Consider the following 17,654-nt stretch of genomic DNA (forward strand, 5'->3'; position numbering starts at 1 on the left):
CGATCACCCTTCCTCCCGGCCTGACTCAACGAGCCAGACCTCTGAAGGGGGTCAACTCTCAAAGGCCACTACTGGTCCACTTTTCAGAGGCCACCGACATTCGTAGATGCTGTCGCTGCGAGAGCTGTCGCGCCGTAGTCCGCGTCGTCGGTGCGGCGGCGGTGTAGGCGAGGAGGTCGTCCGCCTCCCCCGTTATGTGAGGTCGATTGCGCGTACCGGCTGCACCGTGGTCCGGGCGATGGTTTCGAAGTCGCTGCTGGTAAGGCACTCCGCTCATGGTCCAGCTGTGCTCCTGCTGCAGTATGCCTGCGCCGTCGTGCACGAGGCGGTGCCGCAACCATCCCACCGCGTGTTCAGGAGGAGGCGCCACCAAAGCCACGCGTTCCTGACCGTCCGAGCGGCTTGCCTTGTGTCTCTCCACCACGTTCGAAGTCCCATCAGTCCTCAGCGGACGCGCGGATGCGGACTGACACGTCGATGGTGCCGACCGCGCCTGCGTGGTGCGGCGGGGCCTGTCATCGTGGGATCCAGTAGTAGTGGGTCGGCCACAGGGCCGGCGCGAACACCGTGCCGTACTGGCGGCGGATTCTGCTCACGCTCGCCGTCGGGGGTTCGCACACGAATCTATGGGCATTCGCCGGACGTTCGGGCTCGGGAATCGGCGAGCCTGACTGATCGCACGTCAAGGTATCCGACCTGGGACAGTTCGCGGCAACTATCCTCGCGGGCTGTGTCATGGGTGAAGGGCATACAGGACAGTCCCTGGTCACCCCGCGTCGAGGATCCTGGCAATGGTCTCGGCCAACGGCAGCGGGGAACTGTAGTAAGCGGTCAGACGCGTCCGGCAGGACACCTGACAGGCGGGGGATGTCGGAGTGAACAGGTCCCAGCCCACTCCGCGCGTGAAATGGTCCTCGACGATCAGAAGACGCAACTCCAGTGGCGTGCCCTCCGTGTAGGAGTGGGCGGTGGCACGCAGCCGTGCCTCGGCCGCCTGCCCGGCCTGGCGGGCGGTGTCACCGCCAGGCGGCGGGCTCTGCGGTGGCTGGTCGAGCGAGTAGCGTTCACACGCGGGCCGCGACATTGAACGCGGCGAGGAGCGGCCACGTCACAGCGCGCAGCACGAGGATTCTCACGGATCGGGAGTCGAGGCCACGAGATGTCCTGTGGTCGTCGTAGCCCGTACGAAGGCGCTGATGATGATCGCGAAGTGGTTGCCGCGGACTCTGGCCAGCCTGAGACCGGCCCACAGGGCAAGCTAGTTCAGATGGCACCCGATCGTGCATCAGACCCACCGTCATGATGCTCCGGCCTCCTGCTGGAGGCCGGAGCATCATGACGGTCGGTACCCAACGCCACCGAGGAGGTGCAGCGCAGTGATGGAAGGCTTGAAGTGGATTGGGCAGCACACATTCGATAAACCTTCGGCTCACGGCATGCTCGGCGGGATCTCCATGACCGCGATGCGCGGGGTCCCTGTCCGGGATCTGCTGCTCAGGCTGGGCGCGGATGAGGAGGAGATAGCGCGCGGTATGCCGTACCGGGACTTCCACCCGACCAGGGACGCACCCTGCATGTACGGCACGTCCGGTGAGTGGGCGTACGTGCTGGAGGACCGAGGGTCGTGCACCTGGTGCGAATGGTTCTTCGAGGACGAGGACAAGATGACTCCCGCGCCCGGGGTCGAGCTGATCTGTCTGAATGCGAACGTAGCGGTCAATCCGAGCTATCTCGTCTACGCGCCCGGTGACGGGAACGTGTACCTGAACAACTTCGGCGACGATCTGACGGACCGCCCGCATGCGGTAGAAGGCAGCAAGCTGGCCGCCCTGGGGGAGGGCCTGAAAGCCGCCGGGGCGACCTGCCCGGAGGGGTACACCGTCCCCCAGTGGCATGCCCTTCTCGACGCGCAGCAGGGGGGTCTGCACGGCGTGGTGTGGCAGGCCGTCGGCGACATCCTGGGCATCGGCATCCCCCGGGCAGAGGTGGAGCAGGGCCTCATGCCCGCAGCCAGGCTGACCGGCCCCTATGCGTAACGCTGCGGGGCGGCGCGGATGGGGTCCGTGCCGCCCCGCAGTCGTGCGTGTGTGGGCTACTTGAGGGTCAGCTTGCAGCGCCAGGCATCACTGTTCGCGCTGGTGCAGTTGCCGGTGATGTTGGTCTCCAGCCAGTAGGCGTCCTTGTCCATCAGTCGCATGTTGTTCACGAAGCCGGCGGAGAACGCGCCCATCGATCCCCGGTTCTGGCTGCCGGACATGGCAGACCGGCCGCAGACTTCCTTGAAGGTCGTCAGGGCGCCGGGCAGGTTGCGTAGGTGGATCGTTCCGTCGACCTTGGTCGCGTAGGACTGGATGCACTTCGATCCGGACGACACCGGGTTCAGGCCGCCTAGGTTGGCGGGCATGCCGCCGCTGTTGTACGTGGCGTTGAAGGTGAACTCGTCGCAGTCCGGAGTGTCGGTGCTGCTGTTCATCGCGTCCGCGTCGTGGTTGTTCTTCGCCCAGCCGTCCTCGTCGCAGATGACGGCGCGGTTCTTGCCGTCCCGGCCGCCGGGCAGGTAGTACAGCGGCGTTCCCGCGCTCTGCACGCCGGGGGTCTTGGGCGTGGCCTGCTGGATCAGCCAGGCGTGTGCCGCTGCCTGCGGGTTCTTGCCTGCATTGAACGTGTACGTGGGCGCGTAGGCGGGGATGACGCAGCCCGCCTTGGTGGACTGCGCCTTGGTGTCGCAGCGCACCTCGTCGAAGTCGCTGACGCCGCCCAGGCTCCACTGGTATCCGATGGTCTGGATGGTCTCTTCACCGACCGGGTCGATGATGCCGTTGATCTGTACGTCCGGCTTGAACGTGTACTGCTTGTCGGCGGTGGAGTCATCCCACAGATAACTGGAGGTGATGTAGGCGATGTGGGTGTCCCCGGCGGTCCAGTCGGGTTTGCCCTTCCAGGCGGAGGGATCGGCTTCGACGGGGTCACAGCCGTCTTCGCACAGGTGCTGGTAGATGCCGAGCTGGATCCTGTAGAAGTCGGCGGGGATGCTGATCGGCTTGACGGTCAGCGTCTCGCTGAAGCTGTTCACCCCGTCCAGGCTGATCAGCCGCTGGAACAGGAACCAGGCTGTGGCCTGGACCTGGCCGTCCTTGCGGTAGTAGGCGGGCACCTTGCGGTTCTCACAGACCAGGGTTCGGGTGGCGCGGACCAGTGTCAGATCGTCGTCGCACCAGTCGGCCACCCCGGCAGCGCCACCGGGTTCCGCCGGGGCCAGGGTCGACGGCATCTTGGGGCCCTTGTCCGCAGGCACCGGCTTACCGAAGCAAACCTGTGCCCCGTCCTTGCCGACCGGGCCGCACTGTTCCTTGCCGCCACCGCTGTTGCTGTGGGGCTGCGCCGACAGCGACGAGGTGTTCACGACCAGAGGCTTCTCCGGGGAACTGCTTGGTTCCTGGATAGTCTGGTTGGGGTTCGGGCTGGTGCTGTCCCGAGCGGGGAGGGTCAGGTCGATCCCGGCCCGTACCGTGAACGTCGCCCACGGAGACCAGGTCGTTTCGTACAGGGATCCGTCGTAGGCGTTGGTGTGGAACATGTAGGTCGTGTTGTTCTTCAGGCGACCGGCCGGGACCTTGACCTGGGCTTTCTGCCCCGAGTTCACGTAGGGGGAGACCAGCACCCCGTACTCGTTGTCGTCGGTCAGCTTGACCTTGGTGCCGGGAGTGCCGTCGGCTTTGGCCGTCCACACCTCGAACGTCAGGTTGACCTTGTCGCCGTCCGCGTCCGTCACCGTGTTGCGCAGCGTCGGAGTGATGGTGTTGACCTGCCACTTGCCGCTCGCACTCTTGAACGGCAGCCCCGCCTCGGGGGTACGGCCGGACACCGGCCGTGACCCTGCCGCGGCCAGACCCTTTTCCTCCGGGCCGTGGACCTGGGGCGGCGCAGCCAGTGGATCAGGTGCCTTCGGTAAGTCGGCTGCGGCAGCTGTTCCCACCCCGGCCAGAACTGTAAGGACGGCGCCGGCTGCCATGCAGCGCAGCGCCGTACCTATTCGTGTGTTTCTCAACGATTCCCCTCCATGGGTACGTATGTTCGAAGCAATCTCATCACGCCCAACTCCGGTGGCACAGAGGCAAATTCGCCACCCCGTACACGCTGCACGCGTGGAGTCGCACAGCGAAAATGGTCCGAGTCGACCTGACTGATGTTCATGCTGGGAGGGCGGCGGCTGACGAGGCCGAGGCGGCGACCGCCTTCCGCGAGGCGACCGGCGGGCGCACCATCCACGTGCTGTGGTTCACGCGGCAGAAGAAGGGGCGGGGCTCGACCCGGCTCAGCTCTACCGCCGATCAGCCCGAGGGTAAGACCCCGTAGAGCGTGCGGCAACGCACACGGCCCCCGCCGAAGCAGGGGCCGTTTGGTCTCTGACGTGTAAATAGCAGCAGGTCAGGATGGGTGTGGGCAGCACTGGACGCGCGGTGGCCTTGGGGTCGCCAGGTGTCCGGGGTTGTCGGTCAGGCTGCGTGCTCCCTCGGTTGAGAGTGACGGTGTAGCCGAGCTGGTTGAGCTCGTTGATCGCGCGGCGGGTGGCGCGTTGGGGGCGCGCTGGGTGAAGTTGGTGCCGCCGAGCTCGTGGTAGGGGACGTTGTCGGTGAGCATGTGCCAGATCGCGGCGATGATCGAGTGCTCGACGGAGACCAGGGCCCGCAGCGGGCCGCGGCGTGAGGTCAGCCGTTTGTGGCGGGCCTGCAGGTAGGTGTCCTCGGTTCGCACCGCGCCGAAGGCGGCGAGGTCGAGGGCACCCTCGAGGTAGGGGTTGCCGGGCCGGACCTTGGCGTTCATGGCGCGGCCGACGCACTCGTGGTGGCCGGGTCAGACACTCGCCCAGGAGGCGAGGTGCTTGGGCGGAGGCGAACCGGACAGCTACTGACCAAGAGGACCGCGGGCCGGCACAACCGCTCCGCGGTCAGTTCGCCGTCGCCCGCTCGTCGTGCCGGCGGGCGTGCAGGGCGCGGGACACGTCCTCCCGTGCGTCCAGCAGCAGGCGGCGCAGGGCGGGGGCCGGACTGTGGGTGGCGAGGTAGGCGTCGGTCGCGGTGAGGGTGGCCTCCTCGACCAGGGCGCGGGGGAACAGCGCGTCCACCACGCCCTTGGCCACGTCGCCGCCGCGCTCGCGCCAGAGGTCCTCGAGCACCTCGAAGTACGCGGCGACATACGGACGCAGCAGCTCGCCCCCGTCCTGCGGCAGGCCGCTGAAGGCGCCGGCGACGGCCGTCTGCACGGCGTTCGGCAGGTCCGTGTGGTGGACGACGGACTCCCAGGCGGCCGCCTTCGCCTCGGCGGTCGGGCGGGCGGCGTGGGCGCGGGCCGCGTGGCGCAGGCCGACAGCCGTGTGGTCGCGGGCTGCCTCCGCGTCGATGTCGGCGGCGTCGGCGCGGCCCGCCGCCGCGAGCGCGGTGAGCAGTTGCCAGCGCAGTTCGGCGTCCACCTCCAGACCCGGCACGACGAGTGCGCCGGACAGCAGCGCCGCCACCCGGTCCAGGTCGGCGTCGGCGCGGGCGGTCTCGGCGAAGGCGCGGGCCCACATCAGCTGGAAGTCGCCGCCGGGCTTCGCCCCGTCCAGCAGCCGCCACCAGGTGGCGGCGAGCGCGTCGCGGGCCCGGTCGCGGTGGGCGGGTGCGGTGAGCTGGGTGACGGCGGTCTGCGCCTGCCGCTGCTGGACCTGCGCCACGCCGAAGTCGGCCTCGTGGGGCAGGCAGTCGGCGATCGTGCGCAGATAGGCCCGGGCGGGCAGTTCGGCGCTGCCGACCATGTCCCACAGGGCGTACCAGCACACGGCCCGCTGCACCGGGCCGCGCAGCGCCGTGACATGGCGCAGCAGGGTGGCGAGGGAGTGGTCGTCGAAGCGGACGCGGGTGTAGCCGAGGTCGTCGTCGTTGAGCAGGACGAGGTCGGGGCGGCGGACCCCGTGCAGCTCGGGCAGTTCGGTGCGGGCGCCCGTGATGTCGGCCTGCACACGCCGGACGCGTTCGAGGTGGCCGTCGCGCAGTTCGTACAGGCCGACGGCGATCCGGTGGGAACGCAGCACGGGATGGTCGGCGGGGGCCTCCTGCAGTACGGCGAAGGAGGTGAACCTGCCCTCGGCGTCCACCGACAGTTCCGGGCGCAGGGTGTTGGGGCCCGCGGTGCGCAGCCATTCCCCGGCCCAGTGGGCCAGGTCGCGGCCGGAGCTCTTGGCGGCGACGGACAGCAGGTCGGTGAGGGAGGCGTTGGACCAGGCGTGCCGGTGGAAGTAGTCGCGGACCGCCTCGTTGAAGGCGTCGTCACCGACCCAGGCGACCAGTTGCTTGATGACGGCGGCGCCCTTGGCGTAGGTGATGCCGTCGAAGTTGACCTGCACGTCGGTGAGGGTGTCGATGTCGGCGACGACCGGGTGGGTGGTGGGCCGCTGGTCGGCCTGGTAGGCCCAGGTCTTCTCGACGTTGGCGAACATCGTCCACGACTGGGTCCACTCGGTCGCCTCCGCCTGGCAGCGGGCGGAGGCGTAGGTGGCGAACGACTCGCTGAGCCACAGGTCGTCCCACCATCGCATGGTGACCAGGTTGCCGAACCACATGTGGGCCATCTCGTGCAGGATGGTCCCGGCCCGGCGCACCCGGACCGCCTCGGTGGCCAGGGAGCGGAAGACGTAGTTCTCGTGGACGGTGACGCAGGCCGCGTTCTCCATGGCCGCGACGTTGAGCTCGGGGGCGAAGATCTGGTCGTACTTGGCGAAGGGGAACGGCCCGAAGAGCTCGGTGTAGTGGGCCAGTCCCTGGCGCGTGGTGTGCAGGATCTCGTCCGCGTCGAGGTGCCCGGCGAGCGAGGCGCGGCAGGCCACCGCGAGCGGGATCCGCCGGCCGTCCGGGGCCGTGTACGTGTCGTCGCGGACGACGTGGTACTCGCCGGCCACGAGGGCCACCGCGTACGTCGGCAGCGGCGGGGTCGGCTCGAAGTGCCAGGTGTCGCCGTCGGGTTCGGCGGGCGTGGGTGAGGTGGAGAAGACCTGCCAGCCGGCCGGCGCGGTGACGCTCAGGGTGAAGCGGGCCTTCAGGGACGGCTGGTCGAAGCAGGCGAACACCTTCGCCGCCTCGGCCACCTGGAGGTGGGTGTACAGGTACACCCTGCCGTCGGCGGGGTCGGTCATCCGGTGCAGCCCGGTGCCGGTGTTGGTGTAGCGGCAGTCCGCGACCACGCGCAGTTCGTTGCGCTCGGCCAGTGCGTCGAGCCGGATCCGCCCCTCGGCGTACACCGCACCCGGCTCCAGCTCCCGGCCGTTGAGCTCGATGGCGTGGATGTGCTCGGGCACCAGCTCGGCGAAGGTCGTGGCGCCCGGTTCGGCGGTGAAGCGGATGAGCGTCTCCGACCGGAACACATCGGGGCCGTGGGTGAGGTCGAGGCGGATCAGGTAGGAGTCGGTCTGCAACAGCCGGCCGCGCTCGTCGGCCTCGGCTCGGGTGAGTTCGGTGATCGCGGACACCGGTGGGGTGCTCCTTGTCTGCGGAGGGAGGGGCGGGGCCGGCGCGGCGGGGTGAGGCCGCGCCCCGGATCTGCTCGGGGCCGTCAGTCCAGCGGCACGGACGTCAGGTGCGCGCCACCGGCCGCCTCGTCGAGGCTCCGCTCGCAGGCGGTCCGCTCGGGGGCGGCGCAGACGACATAGGCGTACCGGCTCAGATAGCCCCCGGGGGGCAGGCGCAGCTCGGTGCCCTCGTCCGCGATCGCCTCGGCGCGCAGCAGCCCCTCGACGGAGTCGACGGAGGGGACGGACACCTCCTGGACGCGGCAGTCCCGCGGGGGGTAGGTGAAGCGGATGCCGGCCGTGCGGTGCTCGGTGCGGGTGAGGTCGGGGCGCTCCCCGAGGGCGAGTTCGGCCGCCACCCGGCCCGGCCGGATGCCGGTGGCCAGCTCGCCGAGCCAGGGGATGAGGTCGCCGCCGAGGCGCGCGTTGACCTCGACCACGACGGGACCGCGCTCGGTGAAGAGGACCTCGGTGTGGGTGATGCCGGTGGAGACGCGCAGCGCCTCGTGGGCGGACCTGAGCACGTGCAGCAGGTCCGGGTCGGTCAGCAGGTCGTCGGCGGCGTCGACCACATGCCCGGTCTCCTCGAAGTACGGCTCGAAGCCGGTCTGCTTGTGGGCGATGAACATCGGCTCGTACACGCCGTCGACGCAGACCCCGTCGATGCTGATCTCCGGGCCGGTCATGTACTCCTCGAGCAGCACGCCGCCCTCGTAGTCCGGTGAGCCGCCGTGCCCGGCCTGCTCGGCCATGGTGAAGGAGTCGTCGAAGGCGGCCGGGTCGTCGACGCGTACGACGCCGATGCTGGCGCCCATGCCGCGCGGCTTGAGGACCATGGGAAAGCCGACCGCCGGGGCCGCCTCGCGTGCCTCCTTCAGGGTGTACGCGAGGGCGAAGCGGGGCTGCGGCAGCCCGACCAGGGTGAGGGCGGAGCGGGTGCGGTGCTTGTTGCGGCAGCGGTCGGCGCCGTCCACGGTGAGGCCCGGCAGGCCCAGCTTCTCGGCGATCAGCGCGGCGGTCGTCACCATCGTCTCGTCGTAGGTGAAGACGCCCGCGATCCGGCGCGAGGCGGCGATCTCCTCGGCGGTGGCGAGGATCCGCTCGCGGTCCGGGACGAGCCGGGCCCGGTCGAGCAGGGGCACCACGCTGAAGCCCGCCACGTGGGGGCGCTGCCAGGTCGGCTCGGCCGCGTCGATCAGCCACAGCGGGTGCCGCTCGGCGGCCGACGCGAGCAGGTACTCGCGGTAGCGCTGCTGGCCGCTGCCGATCACTAGCAGGGCGTCGGTCTGTGCGGTCATGGTGCCGGCTCCTCAGCCTCGACGGGATCGGGGACCGGAGGTCGGCCCCGTCCACCACCATCGCCGTTCGACCACGAGTTGACGGGGTGCACACGGGGCCAGAAATCCGCCAGGCGGGAACCTGCCGGGTGCAGGAATCAGGTGAACGGTGACAAACCCGTAGGAAAACGAGCAGACAGGGATGAAGGTCTGCCCTCAGCGTGCCCTTTCCGGATCTGGGCGGCCACTGGGCGTCACCGGAACGGTTCATTCATCGCTGTTTCCTGGCATATGGGCGGTCTGTCCAAGTGCCGTATTCCTGCCAGGCGGTTTGACGGTCGGCAGGGAATCCCGCACTCCGCCCGACTGGCTGTCAATGTTGCCGAGGCATCCCGAGCGAACCCGCCGGTTGAGGCCCAAGTTCCCACCCGAACTCAACGATTCGAGGAGCAGTCATGTCCCGCACACGTGCTGCCGTAGTCGCCGCCCTGTCGTTCACCGCCTTGGTCGTGGCCCTGACCGGCGCCGCGAACCCCACCGACGGTGACTCCGGCTGGGGTTCGGTCCAGGCGGACGACTCCGGCTGGGGCCGCTCGCTCACGTCGGCCGAGGCCGCGCCGGCCGAGCCGCGCGTCTGAAGCCGTTCAGCCCGCTCCGGCACACCGCCAGGAGTAATGCCACTGCACCGAGGGGAAGTTCATGTCCAACCACGACGTCGAAGTCCTGGCCATCGGAGCTGGCCCGGCCAACCTGGCCCTGGCCGTGGCGCTCGAGGAGCTCGCGCCAGCGAACCTGGCGGACCGCACGCTCCTGCTCGAACAAGGCGACCGGGTCGCCTGGCAGCGCGGCATGCTGCTCCCGTGGTCGCAGAGCCAGGTCTCCTTTCTCAAGGACCTCGTGACCCTGCGCAATCCGAGAAGCAAGTTCTCCTTCGTCAACTACCTCCACGAGACGGGGCGGCTGGAGGACTTCATCAACCTCGGAACCTTCACCCCGTACCGCAGCGAGATATCCGACTACCAGCGTTGGGTGGCCGAGTCCCTGGAACGCGTCCGGGTGCGCTACGGCTCCCGGGTCACCTCGCTTCGCCCGCGCCGCGACGGAGGAGGCGCGGTCGACGGCTGGGTGGCGCGTATGGCGGACGGCAGCACCGTCACGGGCCGTCAGCTCGTGGTGGGCGCCGGGCGCGACGCGAACATACCGACGGTCTTCCAGGGGCTCGGCGCGGACCGGGTCATCCACAGCACCCAGTACATGGACCGGATCGCCGAGCTGCCGCGGACCGCGGGTCAGCGGGTCGTGGTGATCGGCGGGGCGCAGAGCGCCGCCGAGATGTTCCACTCCGTGCAGCAGGACCTGCCCGGCTGTGAGCCGACGCTGGTCATGCGCTCGATCGGGTTCAACCACTACGAGACCAGCAAGTTCACCAACGAGCTGTTCTACACGGGGTTCGTCGACGAGTTCTTCCACGCCGAGCCGGAGGCACGCGCCCGCATCCTCCAGGAGATGCACCGCACCAACTACGCGGGTCTCACCCCGCCCATGCTGGAGCAGCTGTACCGGCAGGTCTACCTGGACCGGATGCGTGGCCGGGACCGGCAGTCGATCCGCACCATGACCCAGGTCACCGCGGCCCGGGACACCGGCCGGGAGCTGGTCCTGACCCTCGTCAACCAACTGACCGGCGCCAGGGAGGAGTTGTCCTGCGACGTCGTCCTCCTGGGCACCGGCTTCCGGTCCGAGCAGCCGGCCGTCATCCAGGGCCTCGCCGACGCGCTGGGTCTCGAGGACGTCGAGGTGGGCCGGGACTACCGCCTGGACATCGGCGAGCAGTCCACCGCCACCGTCCACCTCCAGGGCGTCAACGAGGCCACGCACGGCATCGCCGACTCCCTGCTGAGCATCCTCGCGCAGCGCAGCGAGGAGATCGCCCGGAGCCTGATCCGGCACGCGGCACCGGCCACCGACCTGATCGAGCCCGTACCGACCGGCAGGGACCGCGAGCCGGTCGTCGCGGGCAGCCACTGATCCGTCCCGGTCCCGCCCCGTCACCGGACGGACCGGCACCCCTGACCAGCCCCGCCCGCCCTGCCCCAGGCCCGTCTCCCGAAGGAACTCCCTTGGACATCCGTCATTTCGACCGTGCCGCGCTGAGCGCGGAGAACAGCTGGTCGCAGCGACTGCTGCCGTGGCCCACGCTCAACGCGCCCTTCGAAGGGGCCCAGAGCGTCATCCGGGCCGGCTCCTCGTCCCCCCGTCACGCCCACCACGAGTACGAGATCTTCGTCGCGGTCAAGGGTGAGGCCTGGATCGAGTCGCGCGGCGAGCGGCTGCCGTTCGTCGCCGGCGACATCGTGCACTTCCCGCCCGGTCACGAGCACCAGGTCATCAACGACACCGACACCGACTTCGAGATGTTCAGCATCTGGTGGGACACCGACATGACCCGGGCCTTCAGCACCCGGCACGAGAGCGAGGCATGATCATGACCTCCATCGACGAGCTCGGTGACCGCCGCGTCATCGTCATCGACACCCCGCCCACCCCCAACGGCAGCCTGCACATCGGCCACCTCGCCGGCCCGTTCATCGGCGCGGACGTCCACGCGCGCTACCTGCGGGCCACCGGCCGCGGTGTCCTCTACTCCTCGGGCACCGACGAGAGCCAGACGTATGTGCTGGCCAGCGCCCGCAAGCTGGGCGTCAGCCCCGAGGAGCTGGCCACCCGCTCCTGGCACGGCATCCGCGACACCCTGGCGACGATGGGCATGTCCGTCGACGGCTTCGCGCCGTACGACGACGGCTACCGGGCCACGGTGCTGCGGTTCGTGCGGGAGCTGTACGACGCCGGCAAGTTCCGGCTGCGCACGGTGAACCTGCCCTACTCGCAGAAGACCGGCGAGTTCCTCGTCGAGGGACTGATCTGCGGCGACTGCCCCGTCTGCCTGTCGGAGAGCCGCGGCGGCCTGTGCGAGACCTGCGGGCACCCGAACAACTTCGACGAGCTGATCGGCGCCCGCTCCACCGTCGACCCCACCGACGTCCTCACCACCCGTGAGGCCGAGATCCTCGTGCTGCCCATGGAGGAGTACCGGGACCGGCTCACCACGTACTACGCCGAGAAGCTCCCCTACCTCCGGCCGCACATGGCCCAGCTCATCCGTGAGCTGCTGGACCGCCCGCTGCCCGACTTCGCGATCACGTACCCGATCGGCTGGGGCATCCCGGCGCCGTTCGCCGAGACGCCCGGCCAGGTGATCAACGCCTGGGTCGAAGGCATCCCGGCCGTCATGTACACCACCGACTACGCGGCCCGGCAGCTCGGTGAGGAGACCGCGTCCTCCGACGAGCTGTGGCAGACCCGGCGCGACCACGAGCTGGTCTACTTCATCGGCTTCGACAACATCTGGTTCTGGGGCCTGACCCACCTGGCGCTGATCATGGCGCACGAGGGCCGGTACATCGTGCCGGACGCCATGGTGGTCAACGAGTTCTACGAGCTGGAGAACGAGAAGTTCTCCACGAGCCGCGGCCACGTCCTGTACGCCGAGGAACTGCTCAAGGAGGTCCCCCGGGATCTCGTGCGGTTCTACCTCGCGCTGGCGAACCCGGAGAACCAGCGCACCAACTTCAGCCGGGCCGCCCTCGACAAGGTGACCGACGAGCGCCTGGTCCGGCCCTGGCGGCGGCTGCGCGCCCGGCTCGCCGAGGCGACCGAGCGGGCCGGGTCCGACGCGCTGCCCGTCTCCGACCGGGCCCGCAAGCACGCCGCGATCATGCTGGACCGGTTCGCGGGCTGCTACGAGTTGGAGAGCTACAGCCTCACCCGCGCCGCCGACCTGATCTGCGTCCAGCTGGAGCGGCTGACCCGGTGGGCCGAGCAACTCGACCTGACCGAGACGGAGTTGGACCGCGCGGCGCTGGGCGACCTGTTCGTCGAGGTCCGGGCGCTCATCGCGTGCGCCTCGCCGATCCTGATCGACCTGGCCGAGGCGGCGACGCTGGCCGGCGGGTTCGACGGCTCCCTCGGCTTCGAGGCCTTCGCGATCTCCGAGGTCAAGCCGTTCGCGCTGCCCTCGTTGGACACGCTCCCGGAACAGATCGGCTGACGTCGTGCGGATCATCGTCGTGGGCGGCGGGGTCATCGGCCTCCTCACCGCGTTGGAGTGCTCCCTGGCCGGCGCCGAGGTCAGCGTCGTGGACCGGGGCGGGATACCCAATCCGGAGGCCACCTCCTACGACCGGCACCGGGTGCTGCGCGCCCTGCACCCGGGCCCCGCGGAGGCCGCCGCCGCCATCGAGGCCCACCACCGGTGGGCCGAGGTGGAGTCCCGGCTGGGCACGACCGTCTACCACCGGGTGGGCGCGCTCACCGTGCTGGGGCCGGGCGAGCCCGAGGCCTCGGCGGCCACCTTCGCCGAACTGCCGGGCGCGCGCCGGCTGAGCGAACACGAGACCGCCGAGCGGTATCCGCAGCTGCGGCTGCCGCGCGGCAGCCGGGCCGTCCTCGAACGCGACGGCGGCGTGCTCCTCGCCGACCGGATCCTGGCCGGCACCGCCGAGGTGCTGGCCGCCCGACCGGGGGTACGGCTGCTGCCGCGGCACCGGGTGACCGGCGTCGAGGCGCCGTTCGGCCTGGTGCGCCTCGCGGACGGCACGGTCCTGCGCGGCGACGCCGTGGTGGTGGCGGCCGGCCTGTGGTCGCGCGAGCTGCTCGGCCCGGAGCTCTCCGGCGGCCTGACGCTGTACCGGCAGACCCAGCTGATGTGCGCGGTGCCGGCGTCCATGCGCGAGGTGTGGGAACGGACCCCGGCCATCCCCTCGCTCGGCACCGCCGAGGGCGCCTGGCTGGTGCCGCCGGTGGGCGGCGCCCCGCTGAAGCTGAGCGCGGCCGTCGCCTGCCGCCCGGTCGAGCGGACCGGTGACCGCGTCGCACCCCGCGACGTGCAGACCCGCCTCGTGCTGCACTTCACGTCCCTGCTGGGCGGCTTCCGGGCCGAGTGGATCGAACGGGCCGAGGACAGCTACTACCTCGCCGACCGGGAGACCCATGGCCCGGTCCTCGGGCAGCTGGGCGACGACAACGCGTGGATCTACGCCGCCTGCGGCGGGTCCTCGTTCAAGTTCGCACCGCTGATCGCCCGTTCGCTGGCCCGCCGGGCCCTGGGCACCGGACCGCGGGTGCCCACCGGCCTGACCGCGGTCGACCACCCCGTCCGGATGCCCGGCGAACTGGCCATCCCCGCGTCCCCGAAGGACTCCCCGGCCGGCGAGGCCCCGCAGGCCCCGCCTTCCTCGGCCATCTCCCCCCACCAGTCGACAACAGGAGTCGCACCATGACCACCGCCCCGCTCGCCAAGCCCGATCAGGCGGGAGGACCGCCCAAGGCCGACCGCGCCGAGTGGCTGATCCTCCCGGCGAACTTCGTCACCTACCTGGGCAACGGCATCCAGCTCCTCGGCGCCTCGCTGCTGGTGCTGGAGGAGCAGAAGACCGCGCTGTCGGTGGGCTGGCTGTTCATCGTGCTGGCCATTCCGCAGGTGCTGCTGTCGGTGCCCTTCGGGCGGCTCGTCGACCGGTTCGACCGGCGGGTGATGTGCCTGGTGTGCGACGTGGCGAGCGCGGTGGCCGCGCTGGCGCTGCCCGTGGCCATCGCGATGGGGGCGTCGACCCAGTACACGGCCTACGCGGTGACCTTCGCCCTGTCGATGATCGCGGCGGCGTTCAACCCCGCGAGCAACGCGCTGGTGCGCGAGCGGGTGCGCTATGAGCGGCTCGGCCCGTTCAACGCCAACTTCGCGATGTCCACGCAGGCCGGTTCGCTGCTGTCGGCGGCCATCGGCGGCTTCCTGATCCAGATCTTCGGCCTGATGCCGATGTTCTACTTCAACGCCGTCACGTTCGCGTTCTCCGCGGTCTGCTGGATCCTGCTCGGCAACAAGCCCGCGGTGAGCACGGCCGACGCCACCGAGGGGGAGACCGAGGCGCCGGCGACCGGCGGCCCGGTCAAGCGCCTGGGGCTGCTCCTGGCGGTCGGCAGCGTCAACATCACGGTCAGCAACGTGCTGCTCGTCGTCCTCGTCATCCAGGTGTTCCAGCAGAAGGAAGGCATCTTCGGTCTGGTCGACGCGCTGGCCGGAGTGGGCATGCTGATCGGGGCCGCCGTCTACAAGCGGGTCTCCCACCGGTTCTCCAACCTGACGCTGGCCGCCTTCGGCTTCTTCGGGAACGCGGCGCTGATCGCGGTGGAGCCGTTCCACATCGCCGGACTGATGGCGGCGATCCCGTTCGCCGCGTTCTCCTTCGGATTCGCGGCGATCTCCTCGCGGACCCTGCTGATGCGCGCCATCGAGGACAGCCGCTCGGGCCGGGTGTTCGGCACCGTCAACGCGGTGAGCCTCGCGGCCGGCCTCGTCGTCACGATCTCGCTGTCCTACCTCGCCGACCACCACTCGGTGGCCGCCGCCTTCTGGGCGCTGTCCGTGCTGATCGGCGTGGTCCCGCTGGCCGCGATCGCCACCATGCGGGGCTTCTACGCACAGCAGGAGAAAGCGGACCGGGCGCAGGCCGCCGCCACCACCGCATCCGACCTGCCCGGCGCGACGGGCGCGGCCGAGCCGGCCGTGGCCCCGCAGCCCACCAACTGACCGAAGGAAGGAGCACGAGCCATGAAACTGCTCGCCGTCGAGGCTCTGCAGAACGCGCACTACTACCTGTCGCGCTACAGGCAGGTGGAGGAGTTCGGGGCCGACCTGTACGTACTCAACGGCCTGGGCGAGGAGGACTACTGGCCCGCCGAGCGCTACCGAGTCGTCGGATCCCAGCAGATCGGCGACATCGTCGCCGCCGCCCGCGCCTGGCACGAGGAGGAGCGCTTCGAGGGCGTCCTGACCTTCTCGGAGGCCGGCGTGGTGACCGTTGCCGCGGTCGCCGAGGCGCTGGGGCTGCCCGGCGTCGGCGTGGAGGCCGCCCGCACCAGCCGTAACAAGTACCTGATGCGGCAGGCCCACGAGAAGGGCGGGGCACCCATCCCGCGCTTCCGCTTCGTGCCCGAGCTCACCGACGCGCTCGCCGCGGCCGAGGAGTTCGGCTACCCGGTGATCCTCAAGCCGACGCTGGGCGCGGCCAGCAACTTCGTCTTCCGGATCGAGAACGCGGACGACATGGCCGAGCGCTTCCCGCAGGCGCTGGCCGGCATCGACGACATGTCCTGGTACCGGATGGAGGCCCACGGCATCGACCTCGGGCCGCAGGGCCTGCTGGTGGAGTCCTTCCTGGACGGCCGGGAGTTCCTGTGCGAGGCGGTCGCCTGGGACGGCGAGGTGTACCTCGGCTCGATCGTGGACCGGGTCACCGTCGAGGGCGACACCTTCGACGACGACGTGCACGCCGCGCCGACCTCGCTCGCCCCCGACCAGGTCGAGGCCCTGCACCAGGCGGTCCGGGCCGGTGTCCGCGCCCAGGGCGTCACCCACGGCACGCTGCACGCCGAGGTCCGCTACCACCAGGGAGCCCCGCACATCCTGGAGATCGCGATCCGGCCCGGCGGCGGCGGCCTCGACCACATCGCCCGGCTGACCGCCGGCCACTGCCCGATCCGCACCCTCATGGACACCGCGCGCGGGGCGCGCCCCAAGCTCGGTCCGTACACCCCGACCGGCGTGCACATCGCCGGCATGGCGCTGCTGTGCGACTCCGGGCAGATCGCGGAGGTCGTCGTACCGGACGAGGTCACCGGCTCCGACAAGGTGTTCTTCTTCAAGATCACGGCCCGCCCCGGGGACATCATCCGCCGTCCCCCGGAAGGCAATTCCATCCTCGGCTTCCTCGGCGTCACCGGCACCTCGTTCGAGGACGCGATGAGCACGGCGACAGATCTCGCCCGCGCCATCGACGTACGGCTGACGCACTGACCACGGTCACCCGCCCCACCCCGTTCCCACACCCCAGGGAGAGAACTGCGATGCCGTACACCGAGCCGATCCTGCCGCGCCAGACCGTCCACGAGACCGTCGCCGGCGCCCGCACCGTGACCCGGCGCAGGCTGCTGATGTGCCGCCCCAGCCACTTCGACGTGCACTACTCGATCAACCCGTGGATGCACCCGGAGAAGCCCGTCGACACCGAGCTCGCGCTCGCCCAGTGGGAGAACCTGCGCGCGCTGTACGAGGAGCTCGGGCACACCGTCGAGGTGATCGAGCCGCTGGCCGGGCTGCCCGACATGGTGTTCGCCGCCAACGGCGCCACCGTCGTCGACGGCAAGGTGCTCGGCGCGCGCTTCCGGCACGCCGAGCGCACCGCCGAGGGGCCCGCCTACCTCGACTGGTTCCGCGGGCAGGGCTTCACGGAGCTGCTGTGGCCGGAGTACATCAACGAGGGGGAGGGCGACTACCTGCTGGCCGGGCGCCGGCTGCTGGCCGGCACGGGCTTTCGCACCGACCCCCGCTCGCACGCCGAGGCACAGGAGTTCTTCGGGGTCCCCGTCACCGGGCTGACCCTGGTCAACCCGGAGTTCTACCACCTGGACACCGCGCTCGCGGTGCTGTCCGACACCGAAGTCATGTACTACCCCGCCGCGTTCACGCCGGGCAGCCGGGCCGTGCTGCGCGAGCTGTACCCGGACGCGATCCTCGCGACCGACGCGGACGCCGCGGTCTTCGGCCTCAACGCCTTCAGCGACGGCCGCAACGTGCTGCTGCCGCAGGCGGCGACCCACCTCATCGACGAACTGCGCGCGCGGGGCTTCCAGCCGCGCGGCGTGGACCTGTCCGAGCTGCTCAAGGCGGGCGGCAGCGTCAAGTGCTGCACGTTGGAGCTGCGCGACGCCGCCTGAGCGAC

The 17,654-nt window shown here is 70.2% G+C and carries 15 protein-coding genes; 10 read left to right on the forward strand and 5 right to left on the reverse strand.

The window, feature by feature from the left end:
* Positions 1-766: 766 nt before the first annotated feature.
* The gene (locus IF78_RS0115485; RefSeq protein WP_031476032.1) at positions 767-1,084 is read right to left on the reverse strand and encodes a hypothetical protein; all 318 of its coding nucleotides are present in this window, start codon (positions 1,082-1,084) and stop codon (positions 767-769) included.
* A 352-nt stretch (positions 1,085-1,436) separates the two neighbouring features.
* Between IF78_RS0115485 and IF78_RS0115490 the strand changes: the two genes are divergently transcribed.
* Positions 1,437-2,036 carry a hypothetical protein gene (locus IF78_RS0115490; RefSeq protein WP_158751403.1) on the forward strand — a complete coding sequence of 200 codons (600 nt, stop codon included), beginning with the start codon at positions 1,437-1,439 and terminating at the stop codon, positions 2,034-2,036.
* Between the two features lie 56 nt (positions 2,037-2,092).
* Here IF78_RS0115490 and IF78_RS0115495 read toward each other — a convergent pair whose 3' ends face one another.
* Positions 2,093-3,865, reverse strand: a complete 1,773-nt coding sequence (locus IF78_RS0115495) for a hypothetical protein (RefSeq protein ID WP_031476036.1) — start codon at positions 3,863-3,865, stop codon at positions 2,093-2,095.
* A 299-nt stretch (positions 3,866-4,164) separates the two neighbouring features.
* Between IF78_RS0115495 and IF78_RS0115500 the strand changes: the two genes are divergently transcribed.
* Positions 4,165-4,356: a hypothetical protein gene (locus tag IF78_RS0115500; RefSeq protein WP_031476037.1), complete on the forward strand. Its 192-nt coding sequence runs from the start codon at positions 4,165-4,167 to the stop codon at positions 4,354-4,356.
* 72 nt (positions 4,357-4,428) lie between these two features.
* On the opposite strand, the gene IF78_RS0115505 is transcribed toward IF78_RS0115500, so the two are convergent.
* The 3 genes from IF78_RS0115505 to IF78_RS0115515 all read right to left on the reverse strand — a co-directional run bounded on the left by IF78_RS0115505 (position 4,429) and on the right by IF78_RS0115515 (position 8,838).
* Complete coding sequence (locus IF78_RS0115505) at positions 4,429-4,824, reverse strand: hypothetical protein (protein ID WP_031476040.1); 396 nt, start codon at positions 4,822-4,824, stop codon at positions 4,429-4,431.
* A 124-nt stretch (positions 4,825-4,948) separates the two neighbouring features.
* Positions 4,949-7,501 carry an aminopeptidase N gene (gene pepN / locus IF78_RS0115510; protein ID WP_031476042.1) on the reverse strand — a complete coding sequence of 851 codons (2,553 nt, stop codon included), beginning with the start codon at positions 7,499-7,501 and terminating at the stop codon, positions 4,949-4,951.
* Positions 7,502-7,584: 83 nt separating this feature from the next.
* Positions 7,585-8,838: an ATP-grasp domain-containing protein gene (locus IF78_RS0115515; protein ID WP_031476044.1), complete on the reverse strand. Its 1,254-nt coding sequence runs from the start codon at positions 8,836-8,838 to the stop codon at positions 7,585-7,587.
* Positions 8,839-9,272: 434 nt separating this feature from the next.
* Here IF78_RS0115515 and IF78_RS0115520 point away from each other — a divergent pair, with 434 nt between their 5' ends.
* The 8 genes from IF78_RS0115520 to ddaH all read left to right on the forward strand — a co-directional run bounded on the left by IF78_RS0115520 (position 9,273) and on the right by ddaH (position 17,649).
* Entirely contained in the window at positions 9,273-9,455 is a 183-nt protein-coding gene (locus tag IF78_RS0115520; protein WP_031476046.1) for a hypothetical protein, read from the forward strand.
* 61 nt (positions 9,456-9,516) lie between these two features.
* Positions 9,517-10,845 carry a lysine N(6)-hydroxylase/L-ornithine N(5)-oxygenase family protein gene (locus IF78_RS0115525; RefSeq protein ID WP_031476048.1) on the forward strand — a complete coding sequence of 443 codons (1,329 nt, stop codon included), beginning with the start codon at positions 9,517-9,519 and terminating at the stop codon, positions 10,843-10,845.
* Between the two features lie 92 nt (positions 10,846-10,937).
* Positions 10,938-11,300 (forward strand): cupin domain-containing protein, encoded by a 363-nt coding sequence (locus IF78_RS0115530; protein WP_031476050.1) that lies wholly within the window; start codon positions 10,938-10,940, stop codon positions 11,298-11,300.
* A 2-nt stretch (positions 11,301-11,302) separates the two neighbouring features.
* The gene (locus IF78_RS0115535; RefSeq protein WP_031476052.1) at positions 11,303-12,925 is read left to right on the forward strand and encodes a class I tRNA ligase family protein; all 1,623 of its coding nucleotides are present in this window, start codon (positions 11,303-11,305) and stop codon (positions 12,923-12,925) included.
* Positions 12,926-12,929: 4 nt separating this feature from the next.
* Positions 12,930-14,156, forward strand: coding sequence for an FAD-dependent oxidoreductase (locus IF78_RS0115540; RefSeq protein ID WP_051827902.1), 1,227 nt, complete (start codon positions 12,930-12,932; stop codon positions 14,154-14,156).
* Entirely contained in the window at positions 14,153-15,463 is a 1,311-nt protein-coding gene (locus IF78_RS0115545; RefSeq protein ID WP_031476056.1) for an MFS transporter, read from the forward strand. Before IF78_RS0115540 ends, IF78_RS0115545 begins: the two co-directional genes overlap by 4 nt.
* Positions 15,464-15,484: 21 nt before the next feature.
* Positions 15,485-16,729, forward strand: coding sequence for an ATP-grasp domain-containing protein (locus IF78_RS0115550; RefSeq protein ID WP_031476058.1), 1,245 nt, complete (start codon positions 15,485-15,487; stop codon positions 16,727-16,729).
* 50 nt (positions 16,730-16,779) lie between these two features.
* The gene (gene ddaH / locus IF78_RS0115555; protein WP_031476060.1) at positions 16,780-17,649 is read left to right on the forward strand and encodes a dimethylargininase; all 870 of its coding nucleotides are present in this window, start codon (positions 16,780-16,782) and stop codon (positions 17,647-17,649) included.
* Positions 17,650-17,654: the final 5 nt, after the last annotated feature.

It is taken from the genome of Streptomyces bicolor (assembly GCF_000719285.1).
In the GTDB taxonomy this organism is placed as follows: Bacteria; Actinomycetota; Actinomycetes; order Streptomycetales; family Streptomycetaceae; genus Streptomyces; species Streptomyces bicolor.